15 protein-coding genes are annotated in these 16,619 nt (G+C 62.0%); 7 read left to right on the plus strand and 8 right to left on the minus strand.

From position 1 onward, the window contains the following. Position 1 precedes the first annotated feature (1 nt). The 4 genes from ACR0EF_RS13715 (at position 2) to ACR0EF_RS13730 (ending at position 5,759) form a co-directional block, all read left to right on the plus strand. On the plus strand, positions 2-1,807 hold the full coding sequence (locus ACR0EF_RS13715; RefSeq protein ID WP_170365946.1) for an ABC transporter ATP-binding protein: 1,806 nt from the start codon (positions 2-4) through the stop codon (positions 1,805-1,807). Positions 1,808-2,025: 218 nt separating this feature from the next. Continuing rightward, positions 2,026-2,919, plus strand: a complete 894-nt coding sequence (gene galU / locus ACR0EF_RS13720) for a UTP--glucose-1-phosphate uridylyltransferase GalU (RefSeq protein WP_093963131.1) — start codon at positions 2,026-2,028, stop codon at positions 2,917-2,919. Positions 2,920-2,990: 71 nt separating this feature from the next. Next, entirely contained in the window at positions 2,991-4,427 is a 1,437-nt protein-coding gene (locus ACR0EF_RS13725; RefSeq protein ID WP_170372006.1) for a mannose-1-phosphate guanylyltransferase/mannose-6-phosphate isomerase, read from the plus strand. A gap of 255 nt (positions 4,428-4,682) precedes the next feature. After that, entirely contained in the window at positions 4,683-5,759 is a 1,077-nt protein-coding gene (locus tag ACR0EF_RS13730; protein ID WP_170372004.1) for a DUF2793 domain-containing protein, read from the plus strand. Between the two features lie 33 nt (positions 5,760-5,792). Here the strand turns inward: ACR0EF_RS13730 and fcl are convergent, their stop codons facing one another. Together fcl and gmd are read right to left on the minus strand one after the other, a co-directional pair. Continuing rightward, positions 5,793-6,770 (minus strand): GDP-L-fucose synthase, encoded by a 978-nt coding sequence (gene fcl / locus ACR0EF_RS13735; protein ID WP_170372763.1) that lies wholly within the window; start codon positions 6,768-6,770, stop codon positions 5,793-5,795. Between the two features lie 10 nt (positions 6,771-6,780). Next, positions 6,781-7,905: a GDP-mannose 4,6-dehydratase gene (gmd, locus tag ACR0EF_RS13740; protein ID WP_170372761.1), complete on the minus strand. Its 1,125-nt coding sequence runs from the start codon at positions 7,903-7,905 to the stop codon at positions 6,781-6,783. Between the two features lie 161 nt (positions 7,906-8,066). On the opposite strand from gmd, the gene ACR0EF_RS13745 reads away from it, so the two are divergent. Then, on the plus strand, positions 8,067-9,371 hold the full coding sequence (locus ACR0EF_RS13745) for a UDP-glucose dehydrogenase family protein (RefSeq protein WP_170367380.1): 1,305 nt from the start codon (positions 8,067-8,069) through the stop codon (positions 9,369-9,371). Between the two features lie 37 nt (positions 9,372-9,408). Here ACR0EF_RS13745 and ACR0EF_RS13750 read toward each other — a convergent pair whose 3' ends face one another. Continuing rightward, positions 9,409-10,287 (minus strand): phytanoyl-CoA dioxygenase family protein, encoded by an 879-nt coding sequence (locus tag ACR0EF_RS13750; RefSeq protein ID WP_170372760.1) that lies wholly within the window; start codon positions 10,285-10,287, stop codon positions 9,409-9,411. A 106-nt stretch (positions 10,288-10,393) separates the two neighbouring features. On the opposite strand from ACR0EF_RS13750, the gene ACR0EF_RS13755 reads away from it, so the two are divergent. After that, the gene (locus ACR0EF_RS13755) at positions 10,394-11,284 is read left to right on the plus strand and encodes a LysR family transcriptional regulator (protein ID WP_170371998.1); all 891 of its coding nucleotides are present in this window, start codon (positions 10,394-10,396) and stop codon (positions 11,282-11,284) included. On the opposite strand, the gene ACR0EF_RS13760 is transcribed toward ACR0EF_RS13755, so the two are convergent. From ACR0EF_RS13760 to ACR0EF_RS13775, 4 genes are all read right to left on the minus strand, one after another. Beyond that, entirely contained in the window at positions 11,257-12,336 is a 1,080-nt protein-coding gene (locus ACR0EF_RS13760) for a helix-turn-helix domain-containing protein (RefSeq protein ID WP_170371995.1), read from the minus strand. The genes ACR0EF_RS13755 and ACR0EF_RS13760 overlap by 28 nt on opposite strands. Positions 12,337-12,392: 56 nt before the next feature. Beyond that, positions 12,393-13,124, minus strand: a complete 732-nt coding sequence (locus ACR0EF_RS13765) for a hypothetical protein (RefSeq protein ID WP_170372758.1) — start codon at positions 13,122-13,124, stop codon at positions 12,393-12,395. Continuing rightward, positions 13,121-13,690, minus strand: coding sequence for an RNA polymerase sigma factor (locus tag ACR0EF_RS13770; protein ID WP_170341291.1), 570 nt, complete (start codon positions 13,688-13,690; stop codon positions 13,121-13,123). The genes ACR0EF_RS13765 and ACR0EF_RS13770 overlap by 4 nt, the downstream gene beginning before the upstream one ends. 66 nt (positions 13,691-13,756) lie before the next feature. Further along, positions 13,757-14,446 carry a GntR family transcriptional regulator gene (locus tag ACR0EF_RS13775; RefSeq protein ID WP_170341289.1) on the minus strand — a complete coding sequence of 230 codons (690 nt, stop codon included), beginning with the start codon at positions 14,444-14,446 and terminating at the stop codon, positions 13,757-13,759. A 132-nt stretch (positions 14,447-14,578) separates the two neighbouring features. Between ACR0EF_RS13775 and ACR0EF_RS13780 the strand changes: the two genes are divergently transcribed. Next, entirely contained in the window at positions 14,579-15,595 is a 1,017-nt protein-coding gene (locus tag ACR0EF_RS13780; protein ID WP_170371991.1) for an Ldh family oxidoreductase, read from the plus strand. Here the strand turns inward: ACR0EF_RS13780 and ACR0EF_RS13785 are convergent. Next, positions 15,592-16,617 carry a trans-3-hydroxy-L-proline dehydratase gene (locus ACR0EF_RS13785; protein WP_170372756.1) on the minus strand — a complete coding sequence of 342 codons (1,026 nt, stop codon included), beginning with the start codon at positions 16,615-16,617 and terminating at the stop codon, positions 15,592-15,594. The genes ACR0EF_RS13780 and ACR0EF_RS13785 overlap by 4 nt on opposite strands. Positions 16,618-16,619: the final 2 nt, after the last annotated feature.

Here is a 16,619-nt window from a genome sequence, read left to right on the forward strand (position 1 = left end):
CATGAGCCTGCTTTCCGTAAAGAACCTGAGCGTTCAGTTCGACACGCCCGACGGGGTGGTCGAGGCCGTCAAGAACATCAGCTTTGAAATCGCGCCGGGCGAATGCCTGGGCATCGTCGGCGAAAGCGGGTCGGGCAAAAGCCAGACCTTCATGGCCGCGATGGGGCTGCTACCGCCGGCGGGCCGGGCCACCGGGTCGGTGCTGCTGAACGGGCAGGAAATTCTGAACCTGCCCGTGAACAAGCTGAACCAGATCCGCGGTGCCGATGTGGGCATGATTTTTCAGGACCCGCTGACAGCCCTGACTCCGCATCTGCGGGTTGGCCAGCAGATGCGCGAAGTCTTGCAGGTGCACGAAGGCCTGCAGGGTTCGGCCGCGCGGCAACGGTGCCTGGAATGGCTGGACCGCGTGCGCATCCCTGAGGCCGCGCGCCGTCTGGACCAGTTCCCGCACGAGCTGTCGGGCGGGATGCGCCAGCGGGTGATGATCGCCATGTCGATGCTGTGCAATCCCAAGCTGCTGATCGCCGACGAACCGACCACCGCGCTGGACGTGACCGTTCAGGCCGACATCCTGGACCTGATGGTGCGTCTGCAAAAGGACGAAGGCACGGCCATCGCCCTGATCACGCATGACATGGGCGTCGTGGCCCGCATGTGCGACCGGGTGCAGGTCATGCGCCTGGGTGAGTTCGTCGAGGCCGGTGACACGCGCGAGATCTTCCACGCGCCCAAGCACGACTATACCCGCACCCTGATCGAGGCCATGCCCCGCATCGACGCGGGCGACGCGCCCAAAGCGGTGGAGACCGACGAGGCGCCGCTGCTGAAGGTCGATGACGTCAAGGTGCATTTCCCGATCCACGTTCCGGGCGGCATCTTTGGCCGCAAGGTGCCGTTGAAGGCGGTGAACGGGGTCAGCTTTGACATCCGCAAGGGTGAAACCCTGGGCGTGGTCGGTGAATCTGGCTGCGGCAAGTCCACCCTCGCCCGTGCCGTGCTGCAGCTGATCGAGCCGAGCGACGGGAATGTCAGCTGGCTGGGCCATCCGATCGTCGGGCTGAAACGGGCCGAGCTGAACAAGTACCGCAAGGATCTGCAGATCGTGTTCCAGGACCCGCTGGCCAGCCTGGACCCGCGAATGACGATCTCCGCCTCGATCGCGGAACCGCTGAAAACCTATCGCCCCGACCTGACCGAGCGCGAGCGCAAGCAGATGGTCGCCGAGATGATGGAACGGGTCGGCCTGAACGCCAACATGATCAACCGTTACCCGCACGAGCTGTCGGGCGGTCAGAACCAGCGGGTGGGCATCGCCCGGGCGATGATCAACAAGCCCAAGCTGATCATCTGCGACGAGGCGGTCTCGGCGCTGGACGTATCGATCCAAGCGCAGATCGTGCAGCTTCTGAAGGAACTGCAGCAGGAGTTCGGCCTGTCGATGATCTTCATCAGCCACGACCTGTCGGTGGTGCGCGCGGTGTCGAACCGGATCATGGTTCTGTATCTGGGTCGCATCGTCGAACTGGGCGATGGCGAGGTGATCTGCGCGAACCCGGTTCATCCTTACACGCAATCGCTGATCTCGGCGGTTCCGATCCCGGACCCGGATGTCGAGCGCAGCCGCCAACGGCTGAAACTGCCGGGCGAACTTCCCTCACCCATGGATCCCAAGGCGGCGCTGCGGTTCCTGCCCAGCCGTCTGGCGGCGGGTCAGACCGACTATGTTCCCGCGCTCAGCGAGATTGCGCCTGGGCACTTCGTGGCCGAGCATGATCCGCTGGAAGCGATCATGGCAAACGCTTGATCCTGTCCCCGAAGCCGGACAACCGGCTTCGGGGTCCTTGCCCGTTAAGGCAGAGTTATTGGAACTGGGTGTTTTGACTTTGCCATGACCAAATGGCACCCTTCGGTCGTTTTCGGCCTGTTTTTTCGGGCATCATTGATTGATCCGGTTTCGCAGCCTAAGAGGAAGCCCCGGATGCACCACGTCCGCCGGCTAAGTTTTTGAATTTGAGAGGTCACATGTCACGCAAGGTCACCAAGGCGATTTTCCCTGTCGCAGGATTGGGCACCCGGTTTCTTCCGGCAACGAAATCCGTTCCGAAGGAAATCATGACGCTGGTTGACCGGCCTCTCGTTCAATATGCCATCGACGAAGCCCGCGCTGCGGGTATTACCGAGTTCATCTTCGTCACATCACGCGGGAAATCGGCGCTCGAAGACTATTTCGACCACAATCTCGTGCTGGAGCAGGAACTGAAAGCCAAGGGCAAGGATGATTTGCTGGAGGTTCTCGAGAATACCAACATGGAAAGTGGTGCTATCGCCTATATCCGCCAACACAAGGCTCTAGGGCTGGGACACGCCGTCTGGTGCGCCCGCCGCCTGATCGGCGATGAACCCTTTGCGGTCATGCTGCCGGACGACGTTATTGCGGCCGACAAACCCTGCCTGCAGCAGATGGTGGAGGCTTATGAGGAAACCGGCGGCAACATGGTCGCCGCGATGGAGGTCGCACCCGAAAAAACCAGCTCGTACGGGATTCTGGACGCCGCCGACAGTTCCGGCAAGGTGATCCGCGCCCGCGGCATGGTCGAAAAGCCCAAGGCCGACGAAGCTCCGTCGAACATGGCGGTGATCGGTCGATACATTTTGGGGCCGTCGGTGCTGTACAACCTCAATCAGATGAAGAAAGGCAGCGGCGGGGAAATCCAGCTGACCGATGCCATCGCCGAAGACATCGGCAACGGTGTCCCGGTTTTCGGATACCGCTTTGATGGTCAACGCTTCGACTGTGGATCCAAGGCAGGCTTCCTGCAGGCCACGGTGGCCTTTGCGCTGGCCCGAAATGACCTGCGCGACGACCTGAGCGCCTATCTGAATGATATAGTTGCCACAGGTCGGGCTGCCCAATAAGCGGCGGTCCTTCACCCACCCTGTGATGACTGCGATAAACGTCAGAAAACCAGCCGAAAAGCCCATTCGTCATGACCACCATCTATCCTGTCATTCTGTGCGGCGGCTCCGGAACCCGGCTTTGGCCGCTGTCCCGAAAAAGCTATCCCAAACAGTTCGTGCCGCTGGTTGGAAACAGCAGCCTGTTGCAGGACTGTGCGGACAGGATGCGAGGCCCCAAGGACGCGCCATACGCCAAGCCCCTGATACTCACCAATGAATCGTTCCGCTTCATCGTCACCGAACAGCTTGCCGCCATTGGTGTCGACCCCGGTCCGATCCTTATTGAGCCTGAGGGCCGCAACACGGCTCCAGCGGTCTTGGCGGCCGCGCTTTACCTGTCGAAGGTAGACCCGGATGCTTTGATGCTGGTGGCGCCGTCCGATCACGTCGTTCCCGACAAATCCGCGTTCCAGGCGGCGGTTTCGCAGGGTGTGACCGCCATCGCGAGGGACCGCCATCTGGTGACGTTCGGGATCACTCCGGACCGGCCGGAAACCGGATATGGATATCTGAAGCTAAGCGCTGCGCCCGACGCGACAGGTGATGCGGTCGCATTGGACCATTTCGTTGAAAAGCCCGATCTGGATCGGGCCAAGGCCATGATTTCCGATGGCAGTTACCTGTGGAATTCCGGCATTTTCCTGTTTGCGGTGCGCGACATCATCGCTGCGTTCCAGGATCATGCACCCAACTTGTTGCCGCCGGTACAGACTGCCGTCGAGGACGCGAAGGCCGATCTTGGCTTTCTGCGACTGGATGCATTGGCCTGGGGGAAAGTCGAAGACATTTCGATCGACTACGCGGTCATGGAACGGGCCAAAAACCTGAGCGTTGTTCCCTATGCCGCCGGCTGGTCGGATGTCGGCAGCTGGTCGGCCGTCCAGGAGCTGAGCAGCCCCGACGAAAACGGCGTTGCGACCACCGGTGAGGTGACGACGATCGACTGTAACAACGTGTTGATCCGGTCCGAGTCAGCCTCCCAAGAAGTCGTGGCCATGGGGCTCGAGAACATGATCGCTGTGGCCATGCCAGATGCCGTTCTGGTGGCCAGCATGGACAAGGCACAGGATGTCAAACAGGCCGTGGCCGCCCTGAAGGCGAAAGGGGCACCGCAAGCCGAAGCTCTGCCGGTCGACCATCGCCCCTGGGGCTGGTTCGAGAGCCTGGTCGTGGGCGAACGATTCCAGGTCAAACGGATTCACGTAAACCCCGGTGCGTCCCTGAGCCTGCAGTCCCACCACCACAGGTCCGAGCATTGGATCGTCGTAGAAGGTACCGCCAAGGTCACGATCGATGACGAGGTTCGTCTGGTCAGCGAAAACCAGTCTGTCTACATCCCCCTTGGCGCGGTTCACCGCATGGAAAACCCAGGCAAGGTGCCTATGGTCCTGATCGAGGTCCAGACCGGCGCCTACCTCGGAGAAGACGATATTATCCGGTACGAGGATGTCTACGCCCGTAGCTGATCCTGGCTGACCACCGCGGCTCCGGTCGCCAACGGTTCACTCTTTGGGCGTACAGGACAGAATCAGCTGGCCGACCTCCATACTAAAAATATCCACAGCCGCCCCAAAAGGGCGGCTTTGTTTCGTATTTGGAAATCCACAAGTAACCAAATCCTTTTTGTACCGTTCGCACGTGAAAGCGGGGATTCATCCCACCCGCGGCAGGGTGGCGCGCAGCGAATTCCATGAATCGATGGCCCAAGGAGGTTCCCGCCCGTGTCCCAAATCACCCCCCGTTTGAATCTGCCGTTTCTGCAACCCTCACAGGCGCAAAAACACGTCACCCACAACGAAGCGCTGCGGCAGCTGGACCTGATCGTGCAGCTGAGTGTTGTGGCTCTGGATGAAACCATTCCACCTGCGGCACCAGATCAAGGTGCCATCTACGGCTTGGGGGCCAGCCCGACAGGCGCCTGGGCGGGGAAGCCTGGGCAGCTCGCGGCTTGGCTGGACAATGTTTGGGTCTTTGTCACGCCGGCAAACGGATGGCGTGTTTGGGACCAAGCAGGCGCCGCGCTCAAGGTCTGGGACAACGGCGGATGGATTGAACCTCCGGTCAATACTGCGAACCTTGCCGGGGTCGGGGTCGCAACTGGATACGATCCGACCAACCGCCTTTCGGTTCGGAGTCCCGCCACATTGCTGAGCCATGACGGAAGCGGCCACCAGTTGAAGATCAACAAGGCGAGCGCGACTGACACGGCCTCACTCCTGTTTCAGTCCAACTGGACCGGCCACGCTGAGATGGGCCTTGCGGGCAGTACCGATTTTTCCATCAAGGTTTCACCGGACGGCGGCTCTTGGACCGAGGCGGTGCGCGTGGATGCCACATCGGGAGCGATCAGTGGCGCGGCCGTTCAAGCCAACCCTGAAGATGTAACACCCGGACGGCTGATGCGAGCCGACTACGGATACGGCCCTGGTAACCTCTTGGGTCAGGTAACGCAGTCTGGCGGGACCCCGACCGGCGCAGTGATCCAACGCGGCGCAAATGCAAACGGCGAATTCGTTCGTTTCGCGGACGGAACTCAGATCTGCACCCTCGCGGCGAGCGCGGTGACTTGTACCGCCGGCATGGGGCCACTGTTTGCAAGCGCCCAGAATACTTGGACTTTCCCCGCGCCTTTTGCTGCGGGCAGCACTCCGGTCTTGAGCGGCAGCGGTAATGCTCTGGGACGGTTCATCAGCTTCGATTTGCCAAACGAAACGCAGGTAGCGTGGCAAGTTCTCTCGGCGGTGTCCGATCCGGCGGCAATACCCCCGGCGGTCTCGGCCATCGGTCGCTGGTTCTGATCAGCGAACGCACCCGGTCTTTGGGCCGGGTGCCTATTTGGCCCGAAGGTCGTCGGCCGATTGATCAAGGAACCAGTCATAGGTCTCGCGGATACCATCTTCGAGGCCTATGCGTGCCTTCCAGCCCATCTTGGCTAACCGGGAAACGTCCATCAGCTTGCGCATCGTACCATCTGGCTTGGTGGTGTCCTGCGTGATCCGGCCGGTATATCCGGTGATCTTGGCGATCAGTGCGGCCAGCTTGGCAATTGAAACGTCCTGCCCGCAGCCCACATTTATGTGGCTCAGCATGGGTTGCGTATTCGCCTGATACACGTCCTGCGGCAAATCCATTACGAACAGCGATGCCTCGGCCATGTCATCGACATGCAGGAACTCACGCCGCGGCTTGCCGGTTCCCCAGATCACCACCTCGTCCAGCCCGTCGCGTTTGGCTTCGTGGAAGCGGCGGATCAGTGCTGGCAGAACATGGCTGTTCTCAGGGTGGAAATTGTCTCCCGGCCCATACAGGTTGGTCGGCATGACCGACCGGTAGTCGACCCCGTGCTGGCGGTTGTAGCTTTCGCACAGCTTAATCCCGGCGATCTTGGCGACCGCATAGGGTTCGTTCGTCGGCTCCAAAACACCTGTCAGCAACGCGTCTTCGCGCATCGGCTGCGCTGCCTCACGCGGGTAGATGCAGGAACTGCCCAGCTGCAGAAGACGCCGTACGCCGGCCGCAAAAGCCTGATGGATCACGTTGCACTCGATCATCAGGTTTTCGTAAATGAAATCTGCAGGATACGTGTTGTTTGCGTGGATCCCCCCCACCTTGGCAGCGGCCAGGATCACGACGTCTGGGCGCTCGGCCTGCATGAAGGCGCGGACGGCCGACTGATCCGTCAGATCCAATTCGGAATGGGTTCGGGTCACCAGTTCAAGCGCCTCGCCATCGGCCTGGCGCGCCTTGAGCTGACGCAGGATTGCTCCGCCCACCATGCCACGATGTCCGGCGATGTAGATCTTGCGCATTTCTGCCTCCTCAGCCGTTTTCCAGGCTGACCGGCAATTCGAACCCATGCTCTTTCAACAAGGCGTGGCGCTTGGCGGTTTTGAGGTCTTCCCGCACCATCTCTGCGCACATTTCCTGCACGGTCAGCTCCGGCTCCCATCCCAATTTGGCCTTGGCGTTCGACGGGTCACCCAGCAGCGTCTCCACCTCGGCCGGGCGGAAATACTGCGGGTCGATCCGCATGATCACGTCGCCGGGTTTCAGCGCTGGGGCGTTGTCGCCTTCAATCGCCGTCACCGTTGCAACCTCGTCCACACCGCTGCCCGAAAACTCCAGGGTGAGCCCAAGCTCGGCCGCCGACCATTCGATGAATTGCCGCACGGAATACTGCTTGCCGGTGGCAATAACGAAATCCTCGGGCTTGTCCTGCTGCAGCATCATCCATTGCATCCGCACGTAGTCCTTGGCATGACCCCAATCGCGCAGACTGTCGATATTCCCCATGTAAAGGCACTTCTCCAAGCCCTGGGCGATGTTGGCCAGACCACGCGTGATCTTGCGGGTGACAAAGGTTTCGCCGCGGCGCGGGCTTTCGTGATTGAACAGGATTCCGTTGCAGGCATAAATCCCGTACGCCTCGCGGTAATTGACCGTGATCCAATACGAATACAGCTTGGCCACCGCGTAGGGCGAGCGGGGATAGAACGGGGTCGTTTCGCGCTGCGGAGTTTCCTGGACCAGCCCGTAGAGTTCCGACGTGGACGCCTGATAGAACCGCGTCTTGTTCTCAAGTCCCAGGAACCGGATCGCCTCAAGCAGGCGCAAGGTGCCGATGGCATCGACATCCGCGGTATATTCCGGAGACTCGAAGCTGACGGCCACGTGAGATTGGGCGCCCAGGTTGTAGACTTCGTCGGGCTGAACCTCTTGGATGATGCGGGTCAGGTTCGAGGTATCGCTCAGATCGCCGTAATGCAGCCGCAGCTTCGGATCAGGCTCGTGGGGGTCCTGGTAGATGTGGTCGATCCGCTGGGTGTTGAACGAGGATGCCCGACGCTTGATCCCGTGAACCTCATAGCCCTTTGCCAACAGAAATTCGGCCAGGTAAGACCCGTCCTGTCCTGTAACTCCAGTGATCAGCGCTTTTTTGGTCATCAGTTTGTTCCACCAGTTTCATGGACGCCCATTTGTCGCCCCAAAAACAGCAAGATGTCATGGAATGCAACCCGAGGCCACCGTCAGGCATTGAAACCGGCGGAAGTTTCTCCGAATGTGTGGCCGCCCGAGGTGGCATTGGTAACAAGGGAATTTGAATAATGCGTATTGCGATGATCGGCACCGGATATGTGGGTCTGGTGTCGGGTGTGTGCTTCTCGGATTTCGGTCATGACGTCATTTGCGTCGACAAGGCCGAAGCTAAGATCCAGATGCTGCAGGACGGAAAAGTTCCAATCTACGAACCGGGACTGGATGTTCTGATGGCCAAGAACGTGGCCGCCGGCCGGCTGAGCTTTACCACCGATCTGGCGAATGCAGTGAAAGGCGCGGATGCCGTCTTTATCGCTGTCGGGACACCAACCCGCCGCGGCGACGGCCATGCGGATCTGACCTATGTGATGGCAGCGGCCGAGGAAATCGCCCATGCGATGGATGGCTACACCGTGGTGGTGACCAAATCCACGGTTCCGGTCGGGACCAACCGCAAGGTTCAGGAAGTTGTCGCGGCAGCCAACCCCAAGGCAGACTTTGATGTCGCCTCGAACCCGGAATTCCTGCGCGAAGGCGCTGCAATCGACGATTTCATGCGTCCGGACCGCGTCGTTGTAGGGGTCGAGAACGACCGCGCCGCCGAGGTGATGGCCGAAATCTACCGCCCACTTTACCTGCGCGATTTTCCGATCCTGACGACGGATCTGGAAAGCGCCGAAATGATCAAATACGCGGCAAACGCCTTTCTCGCCACCAAGATCACGTTCATCAACGAAATCGCTGGCCTGTGCGAGCGGGTCGGTGGCGACGTCAAAGAAGTGGCGCGCGGCATCGGTCTGGATGGGCGCATCGGAAACAAGTTCCTGCATGCCGGCCCCGGCTACGGCGGATCATGCTTTCCCAAGGACACCGCGGCGCTTGCGCGGATCGGACAGGAACATGCCTTCCCCATGCAGATCACCGAAACCGTCATGCGAGTTAATGACGAAGTCAAAAAACGCATGATCGAAAAGATCCGCGAAGCTTGCGACGACAGTTTCAACGGCAAGACCGTGGCGGTTTTGGGGGTGACGTTCAAACCCAACACCGACGACATGCGCGACGCTCCATCACTGACCATCGTGCCCGCCCTGATCGGTGGCGGCGCCAAAGTTCGCGTGGTCGACCCTCAGGGCCGATCCGAGGGTGAGGCTCTGCTGCCGGGTGTAGAGTGGGTCGAAGACCCGTATGCCGCTGCCAAGGACGCGGACGCAGTGGTGCTGTTGACCGAATGGAACGAGTTCCGCGCGCTGAACCTGACGCAGATGGCCGCTGAGATGAAATCTCCACGCATGGTCGACCTGCGGAACATCTATTCACGCGACAAGGTCAAGAAATCTGGTTTCGAAACCTATGTCGGGGTTGGGCGCTAGGCGTCCAATCCCCTGGCCTTTGGGTTTCGAACCCGGCTCAATCATAGAGCGGAACGGTGGCCTTGGCCCCAGCTGCCAGCGCCTTGCCCAGATCGCGGCGCACCTGTTCGTACAGGGCAAGCGACTCGTCGGAAAACAGGGTGGCGGGCGGATCGACATGGATGAAGTTTCCCTGCCGGTCCTCTCCGCGCGCGACCATCGCGTAGTCGCGGTCCGCCACCAACTGCTTCGCATTCGGGCTGATATAGCGGATGGCCATCCCGATACGCCGATCGTCCGACCGGTTCGGACCCGAGCCATGAATGGTCAGCCCGTGGTGCAGTGACATCTGCCCGGGCGCCAGTTCGATATGGGTTTTGTCTTCCTCGGCCACTTCGACCGCAATCTCCTGCCCGCGCGACAGCAGGTTGGTCTCGGAATAGGTATCATTGTGCGGAAGTATTGGGTTCTTGTGGCTGCCCCGGACAAAATCCATGCAGCCGCTTTCCACGGTTGCCGGCGACAGTGCCAGCCAGGCCGTAACCTGATCCGGGGTTTCGCCCATCCCCCAATAGGTCAGGTCCTGATGCATGCCAACTGTCTGGACGGTGCGCGGTTCTTTGATGAAAAACTCGGCCGACCAGATCATGATGTCCGAACCCAAGACGCCTTCGACGGCATCCAGAATACGCGGATCCATGGCCAACCGCGCCGCCAGCGGCATGACCAGGTGTGAATTCACGCGCTTGTAGGTATTCAGCGGCAGAGGCAGATCGGCGGCCATCCAGTCGCGTTCAATCTGTTCGAGTTCCGAGCGCACCTGCGCGGCCTCGTCAGCAGACAGAATATCCAGCGGAAACAGGAAGCCGTCTTCCCAGTATTGCGCTGCTTGCGATGGCGTCAGTTTGTGCCGGGCCAAGTCTTGGATGTCGGGCATGGATGCACCTTTTCGGATCGGTTCACGCACAGCCTAGCCGAACCGGTCTTGCGACGAGAACGCAAAGCCTTGCCTGTCAGGATAAGTTCAGCTTAGCCTGATTGCCATGTCGACCCGCATCCCCTCTCTCAACTGGCTGCGCGTTTTCGAGGCCGCGGCCCGCACCGAAAGCTTTGCCCGTGCCGCCGCCCAGCTGAACATGTCGGCCGCCGCCGTCAGCCAACAGGTCAAGGCGCTGGAAACTCGTCTGGGGACACCGTTGTTTCATCGCCATGCCCATGCCGTCACTTTGACCGAGGCCGGGCGGGCGTACCTGCCGGTCGTGCAGCAATCTCTGGTGATGCTGGAATCAGCCACTACTGGCCTGTTCGGCCAGACCCGGGACCAACGGCTGTATGTCCAATCCGTGTTGTTGTTCGCGCAAGGGGTGCTTGCGGCGGGCCTGACCCAGTTCCAAAAATCCCAACCTCAGATCAACCTGTCCCTGACGACCGGGAACCGGATCGCCGACTTCGCCAATCGCTTTACCGACCTGCAGATCGTGTTCGGCAACCCGACGCTGTTCGGCGCCGAAGGTGACATGCTGTTGACCGAGACCCTTTTTCCCGTGGCGCCACCGGACATTGCCGACCAGATCAGCACTCCGCTGGATCTGGCCCGGTTTCCGCTGATCGAGGTTTCGACCCACAGGGCCAGTTGGCCGCACGTGTTCGAAGCCCTGCGGCTGCCGACCGGGCAGGCTCAGTATTTCTTCGCGGACAACTCAGTGATGGCGGCCGAGCTATCCGCGCAAGGGGTCGGGATCGCCCTGGCCCGCGCGCCCGCGTCTGACCGGATCATGCGGATGTCTGGCCTGGTGCCATGTCTGCCCGAGGTGGCCGTGCCGGGCCGGGATGCCTACCACCTGATCTACCCTTCACGGGCCACATTGCGGCCACCCGCGCGCGCGTTCCGTGAATGGTTGTTGGACTACAGCGCGGCAGCCCAAACCCGATAACGGCCCTGCCCGGTCACTTCGCGGATCAACCCACGTTCGGTGAACTTGTCGAGATTGCGCTGCACGGCTGCACGCGATGCCTGCGTCAACTCCTCGGCCAATGGCGCAGATACCATGGGCCATGCGGTCAGCACATCGATCAGGACCGGCGGCGTCCGCCCGCTGAGACCCTTGGTGGCCTCGCGTGCCCGGGCCTCCCACGCGCTGACGCGATCCAGATGCAGCAGCGCGGCCAAGGCCGCCTGCCCTGCCCCACGAACCCAAGCGTTGAGTTTTTCCTCTGGTGTGCCGATGCCGCGCAGCGCCCCGGGGCCCGACAGTGCCAGCGGCATGAACAGTGCCCCGCCCCGACCCATCGTGGCCGCATGCCGCGCAGCGATCACCGCTGCTTCGGTATCCTGTCCCATTCCTTGCGACAGCGCGCGCCACGCGTGAAAGGCAATGGCCGACTGCGTAACAGGGTGCAGAGCTTGTGCGCTATCCATCACTTCGGCCAAATCTGCGACCGCCTCTGGGACTTCGTCTATCCCCTGAGCCATCCGGTCCAGAAAGGCGGCCAGTCCCGATTGCCAGCCGCCGTCCGACGGCCCTGCGCCCGAAGTCAGTCGCCGAACCGCCCAACCCGCCCGAAACAATGCTTGCACATCGTCCCCGGTGGCTCCGATACGCAATCCGGTCCACAGGGCAAGCCGATCAACACTGATCCGGTCACCGGTCCACCACCCCAGGTCGGATACGTCCATCAGGGCCAGCCGGTGAGTCCACCCCTTTGGACCACTGCGCAACCGCTCGTCCAAGGACCCGAAGGTCAAGGTCAGATCCGCCAAGCCCTGCGCCACTTCGGCCTGCGCGGCGCGCCAGTCCCGCGGGTCGAACAAAGCGCCCCGATCGGCACGCGGACCCGGCGGCAACATGTCCTCGGGCGCCGCTGCATCTTCGGGCGGCAGAAACCAAAGGTCTTCGTCGTCCGGCGGATCGACGTCATAGATACTGCGCGGCCCGTCCAGGACATCGTCCTCGTCCGGGTCCGGGTTCGTGGCCTTGGTCGTCATGCCATGCATTGTTCGGCCAATCGCACCGGTTCACAAGAGGTTTCGCGCAAGGCGGCTCAGCCGGCGAATGTCTGGGCCAGGTAATCCAGCTGCAAAGTCAAATCGTTGTCCGGCCGGTTCCCCAACAGCATGTATCCGTATCCGTCGCGCGCCCACCGGGCCGTTGCAAGCCCGCTCAGGACTTCCTGCTTCAACTCTGAATTCGGCGCGCCATCGCCCTGGCGGATCACGCACAGCGCAAAGGGATTGCCATCAGCGTCGGCAAAAACGATCTGAACCAATGGTTTGCCCTTGAAGGACAAAACCTGCGCGGCCTTCAGTTCCAGCCCCGGCAAACCTTCAAGCGAATCCCGGTTCAGCGGGCGGCCCAGTTTCTCTTCGGCCAATGAGATCTGGGCGTCGACGAGCGCCGGCGGGTATTCCAGCGTTGCAATCGAATCCGGCGTGTAAAGCGACTGGTACAAGGCCGCCTGTTCTGCCCATCCCATCGGCTGAGGGCGGGTCAGCCAAAAGGTCAGAGATACGGCCAACACGGCCGCGGCAGCCGCGACGCCCAACAGGCGCCAGGGCCCCGCCGAAGCCGGAATCCTAGGCGGCAGTTCAACTTGTGGCGCGGCGGCGGGAATGTCTCGGAACACCTCACGAACCACCGGCGCGATCGGATCCAGATCCATCAGGCGCTGCTCCAGTTCCGGATCGTTCTCAACAGCGGCCTCGATGGCATCGCTTTCCTCAGACCCCAATGAGCCTTGCAGATAGGCCTTTAGCGTATCGTCGGAAAAGGTCATGAGTCCCTCCGTCGGTCGGACGCAGCGGCATCCTGCGGCATCGCAGCTTGCAGTTTCTTGCGGGCATTGGAAAGCCGGCTCATGATCGTACCAATCGGAACCTCCAGCAACGCGGCGGCCTCGCGATAGCTGTAGCCCTCGACAAAGACCAGCATGACCGTTTCGCGTTGCGCCTCGGGCAGTTGCATCACCTGTGTAAACACTTCCCGCGCAAAAATATTCATTTCGGCGTCGGTACCCGGCGCGATCAATTCGGCGTCCGGCGTTGCGGCCAACCCCTGGGACTTGCGCACGGTCCGCGCCCGCAGCTCGTTCAACCAGATCGACCGGCAGATCGTCATCAGCCACGAATCCAACCGATCAGTATGCGTAACCTGATGGCTGCGCTCCAACGCGCGCAGGCAAGTGGCCTGGGTCAAGTCGTCGGCAACATCCTGCGCCCCCGACAGAGCCAGCGCAAACCGCCAGACGCGTCTGGAATACGCCCCAATCGCCTGACGCACGGCCTGTTCCGAACTGTTGAGGTCATCACTGGGCACTTGGTCGATCCATGTTTCGGCACGCATCCCGCGACGCCAGAACTGGCACAGACAGAGAAGAATTGAAAACGCTTTCTTTCCGGTCGCTTGGCGTCAGCGTCCGACCGCCTCCTCGGACGCTCGCTTGGCAGCCACCAGTGCCAACAATTGGTCCTTGGTTCGTCCGATATGCGCGGACAGAAGCGCACAGGCCTGCTCGACCTGCCCATCCCGGGCAAGGCGCAGCAATTCGCGATGCTCTTTACGGGCCGGTTCGCGTTGTTGCATCACACTGAGATGCATTCGGACATAACGATCCGACTGAAGGCTCACGCGGTGCAGCAGCTCGTTGGTCAGGCTTCGGTTCGCGGCCGCGTAGAGGGCCGAGTGGTACTGATAGTTCAGCGCGCCCCACCGGCTGACGTCATTGGCGTCGTACGAGGCCTCCATCTGCTCCAGCAGGTGTTCGCAGCGCGCAAAGTCAGACCCGGTCATCTGCGGAATTGCCCAGCGGAACAGGTCGGTCTCCAACAGCGACCGCAGGTCGAAGATCTCGCCGATCTCGGACAGAGAATGGCGCGTGACCCGCGCCCCGCGGTTGTTCGTCAGCTGAACCAGACCTTCGGCATCAAGCTGTTTCAGCGCCTCGCGCACCGGCATGCGCGACACGTCATAGTCTTCGGCCAATGCCTCTTGACGGATGGTCTCGCCTTCCGCCAGATCACCGCTGAGAATGCGTTCACGCAAGTCGGACGCAATTGCATCGGGAAGGCTTTGACGGGTGATTGCGCGTTTTGCTGCCAAGGATCTGTCCGCATTTGCATTTTGGATACAAATATCCGCCCCGAGGCGCTTTTCCAACCGCCTATCGGGTTGAACAGGGCTAGGGTTCCCCGCTACCCCTTTGGCAACCGAGATCAAACCCAGGAACGGAACATGAGCGAAACGGTACGGCTGACGCCTAAAGAAATGACCGATCTGAGCCTGAAGGTTCTGTCCCATGTGGGTTATGGCCCCGACCACGCGCGGGCGATCGCGGAACTGCTGACCACCTGCCAAATGGACGATTGCCAGTCGCACGGTCTGTTTCGTCTGTTCATGTGCGCCCAGACCATGCAGGCGGGCAAGATCGACGGCCATGCGCAGCCCCAGGTCGCCGCCTCGGACAATGCCATCGTGCGCGTCGACGCACAGGGCGGCATGTCGTTGCTGGCGTTCCAGAAAGGCTTGCCGCGGCTGGTCGAGAAGACCCGCACCCACGGGATCGCGGCCATGGCGATCAAACGCTGTTTTCATTTCTCGGCCCTGTGGCCCGAGGTGGAGGCCCTGTCGGCCAAGGGGCTTGCAGCCATGGCGATGGTGCCCAGCCATTCCTGGGTGGCGCCTGCGGGGGGCACGCGCGGCAGCCTGGGCACCAACCCGCTGGCCTTCAGTTGGCCCCGCCTGGGCCAAGACCCGTTCACCTTCGATTTCGCCACCAGCGCCTTCGCCCGCGGCGAGATCGAGCTGTACAAGCGCGCGAACAAACCCCTGCCCGAAGGCGTGGCGATTGACAAGGCCGGCAACCCCACGACCGACCCGCAAGCGGCGCTGGACGGCGCGATGCTGACCTTCGGCGGCTACAAGGGCTCGGCCCTGTCGATCATGATCGAGCTTCTGGCCGGCCCGCTGATCGACGACCTGACCAGCCTGGAGAGCATGGAATTCGCCCAAGGCACGGGCGGCGCGCCTTATCACGGCGACATCATCATCGCCTTCGACCCCGACCAGTTCAGCGGCGGGCGGCGACAGGCCAACGACGCGCGGGCCGAGCGCCTGTTCGCCGATATCCTCGATCAGGGCGCGCGCCTGCCGTCACAGCGCCGCTTTGCCGCCCGCGCGCGCAACACCGCCCGGGGATATGCCGAGGTTTCCGCGCAACTGCATCGCGACCTGCTGGCCCTTCTGGACTAGGCTCCCCAGGTGTCGCGCAGGCGGTAACCTTGCGGCCAGGGGTCGTCGGGGTCCAGCATGTGCTGGTGGATGCCGGTGATCCAGCCACGGCCCGAGATCTCGGGCAGTATGGCGGCGCGGTCTCCGACCTGGGTCGTGCCCAGTATCCGGCCGGTGAAGCGCGAGCCGATGATCGACACCGCCTCAAAGCTCTGGCCCGGCAGCAACTGCCCCCGCGCGGCCATCAGCGCCATGCGGGCCGAAACGGCAGTACCGGTGGGCGAGCGGTCGACCTTGCCGGGCTGGATCGCCACCGCGGATCGGCCGGTCAGGCCGGTTTCGGTTTCAGTCAACGGTCCGCAGAAGGCGCAGAACGAGATGTGGTCCCAGTCCGGGTTTTCGGGGTGCGCGAAGCCCAGCTGCGCATTGGCGGCGTCGGTGATCGCCACCCCCAGGCGGGCGATGTCGGCGGCATCGTCCTCGATGATGCGCAGCCCCAGCGCCGCGGCGTCGACCACCACGAAACTGTCCCCGCCATAGGCGGTGTCCACCGTCAGGGTCCCCAGCCCCTCGACCTCGAGCGGCGCGGCGAGTCGGTCGGCAAAGCTGGGCAGGTTCTGCACGAAGATCCGTTCGGCCTTGCCGTTGCGGCACTCGGCCCGCACCCGCACCAGCCCGCCCGGCGCTTCGAGCGTCAGGTGGGTTTCCGGCTCGGTCATCGGCAGGATGCCCCCGTCCAGCAGCACCGTCGCCACGCAGATCGCGTTCGAACCGGACATGGGCGGGGTGTCCTCGGGCTCCATGATGATGAAGGCGGCGTCGGCATCGGGGTGTTTGGGCGGCACCAGCAGATTGACATGGCGGAACACCCCGCCGCGCGGCTCGTTCAGCACGAAGTTGCGCAGGGTCTGGTCGCGGGCGATGAAGCTGCGTTGCTCCCAGATCGTGTCGCCCGGCGGCGGGGCGACACCGCCGACGATCACATCCCCCACCTCACCCTCGGCATGGGCCGAGATCACGTGGATGGTCTTGCTGCTGCGCATCC

It is taken from the genome of Ruegeria sp. CG8 (assembly GCF_056537165.1).

What these genes read in the sequence shown, in the direction of transcription:
- ACR0EF_RS13725 (WP_170372006.1), top strand. Translation starts at nt 2,991, where the DNA reads ATGACCACCATCTATCCTGTCATTCTGTGCGGCGGCTCCGGAACCCGG.
- ACR0EF_RS13780 (WP_170371991.1), top strand. Translation starts at nt 14,579, where the DNA reads ATGAGCGAAACGGTACGGCTGACGCCTAAAGAAATGACCGATCTGAGC.
- ACR0EF_RS13770 (WP_170341291.1), bottom strand. Translation starts at nt 13,690, where the DNA reads ATGCGTGCCGAAACATGGATCGACCAAGTGCCCAGTGATGACCTCAAC.
- ACR0EF_RS13765 (WP_170372758.1), bottom strand. Translation starts at nt 13,124, where the DNA reads ATGACCTTTTCCGACGATACGCTAAAGGCCTATCTGCAAGGCTCATTG.
- ACR0EF_RS13750 (WP_170372760.1), bottom strand. Translation starts at nt 10,287, where the DNA reads ATGCCCGACATCCAAGACTTGGCCCGGCACAAACTGACGCCATCGCAA.
- ACR0EF_RS13745 (WP_170367380.1), top strand. Translation starts at nt 8,067, where the DNA reads ATGCGTATTGCGATGATCGGCACCGGATATGTGGGTCTGGTGTCGGGT.
- ACR0EF_RS13760 (WP_170371995.1), bottom strand. Translation starts at nt 12,336, where the DNA reads ATGACGACCAAGGCCACGAACCCGGACCCGGACGAGGACGATGTCCTG.
- galU (WP_093963131.1), top strand. Translation starts at nt 2,026, where the DNA reads ATGTCACGCAAGGTCACCAAGGCGATTTTCCCTGTCGCAGGATTGGGC.
- ACR0EF_RS13785 (WP_170372756.1), bottom strand. Translation starts at nt 16,617, where the DNA reads ATGCGCAGCAGCAAGACCATCCACGTGATCTCGGCCCATGCCGAGGGT.
- ACR0EF_RS13715 (WP_170365946.1), top strand. Translation starts at nt 2, where the DNA reads ATGAGCCTGCTTTCCGTAAAGAACCTGAGCGTTCAGTTCGACACGCCC.
- gmd (WP_170372761.1), bottom strand. Translation starts at nt 7,905, where the DNA reads ATGACCAAAAAAGCGCTGATCACTGGAGTTACAGGACAGGACGGGTCT.
- fcl (WP_170372763.1), bottom strand. Translation starts at nt 6,770, where the DNA reads ATGCGCAAGATCTACATCGCCGGACATCGTGGCATGGTGGGCGGAGCA.
- ACR0EF_RS13755 (WP_170371998.1), top strand. Translation starts at nt 10,394, where the DNA reads ATGTCGACCCGCATCCCCTCTCTCAACTGGCTGCGCGTTTTCGAGGCC.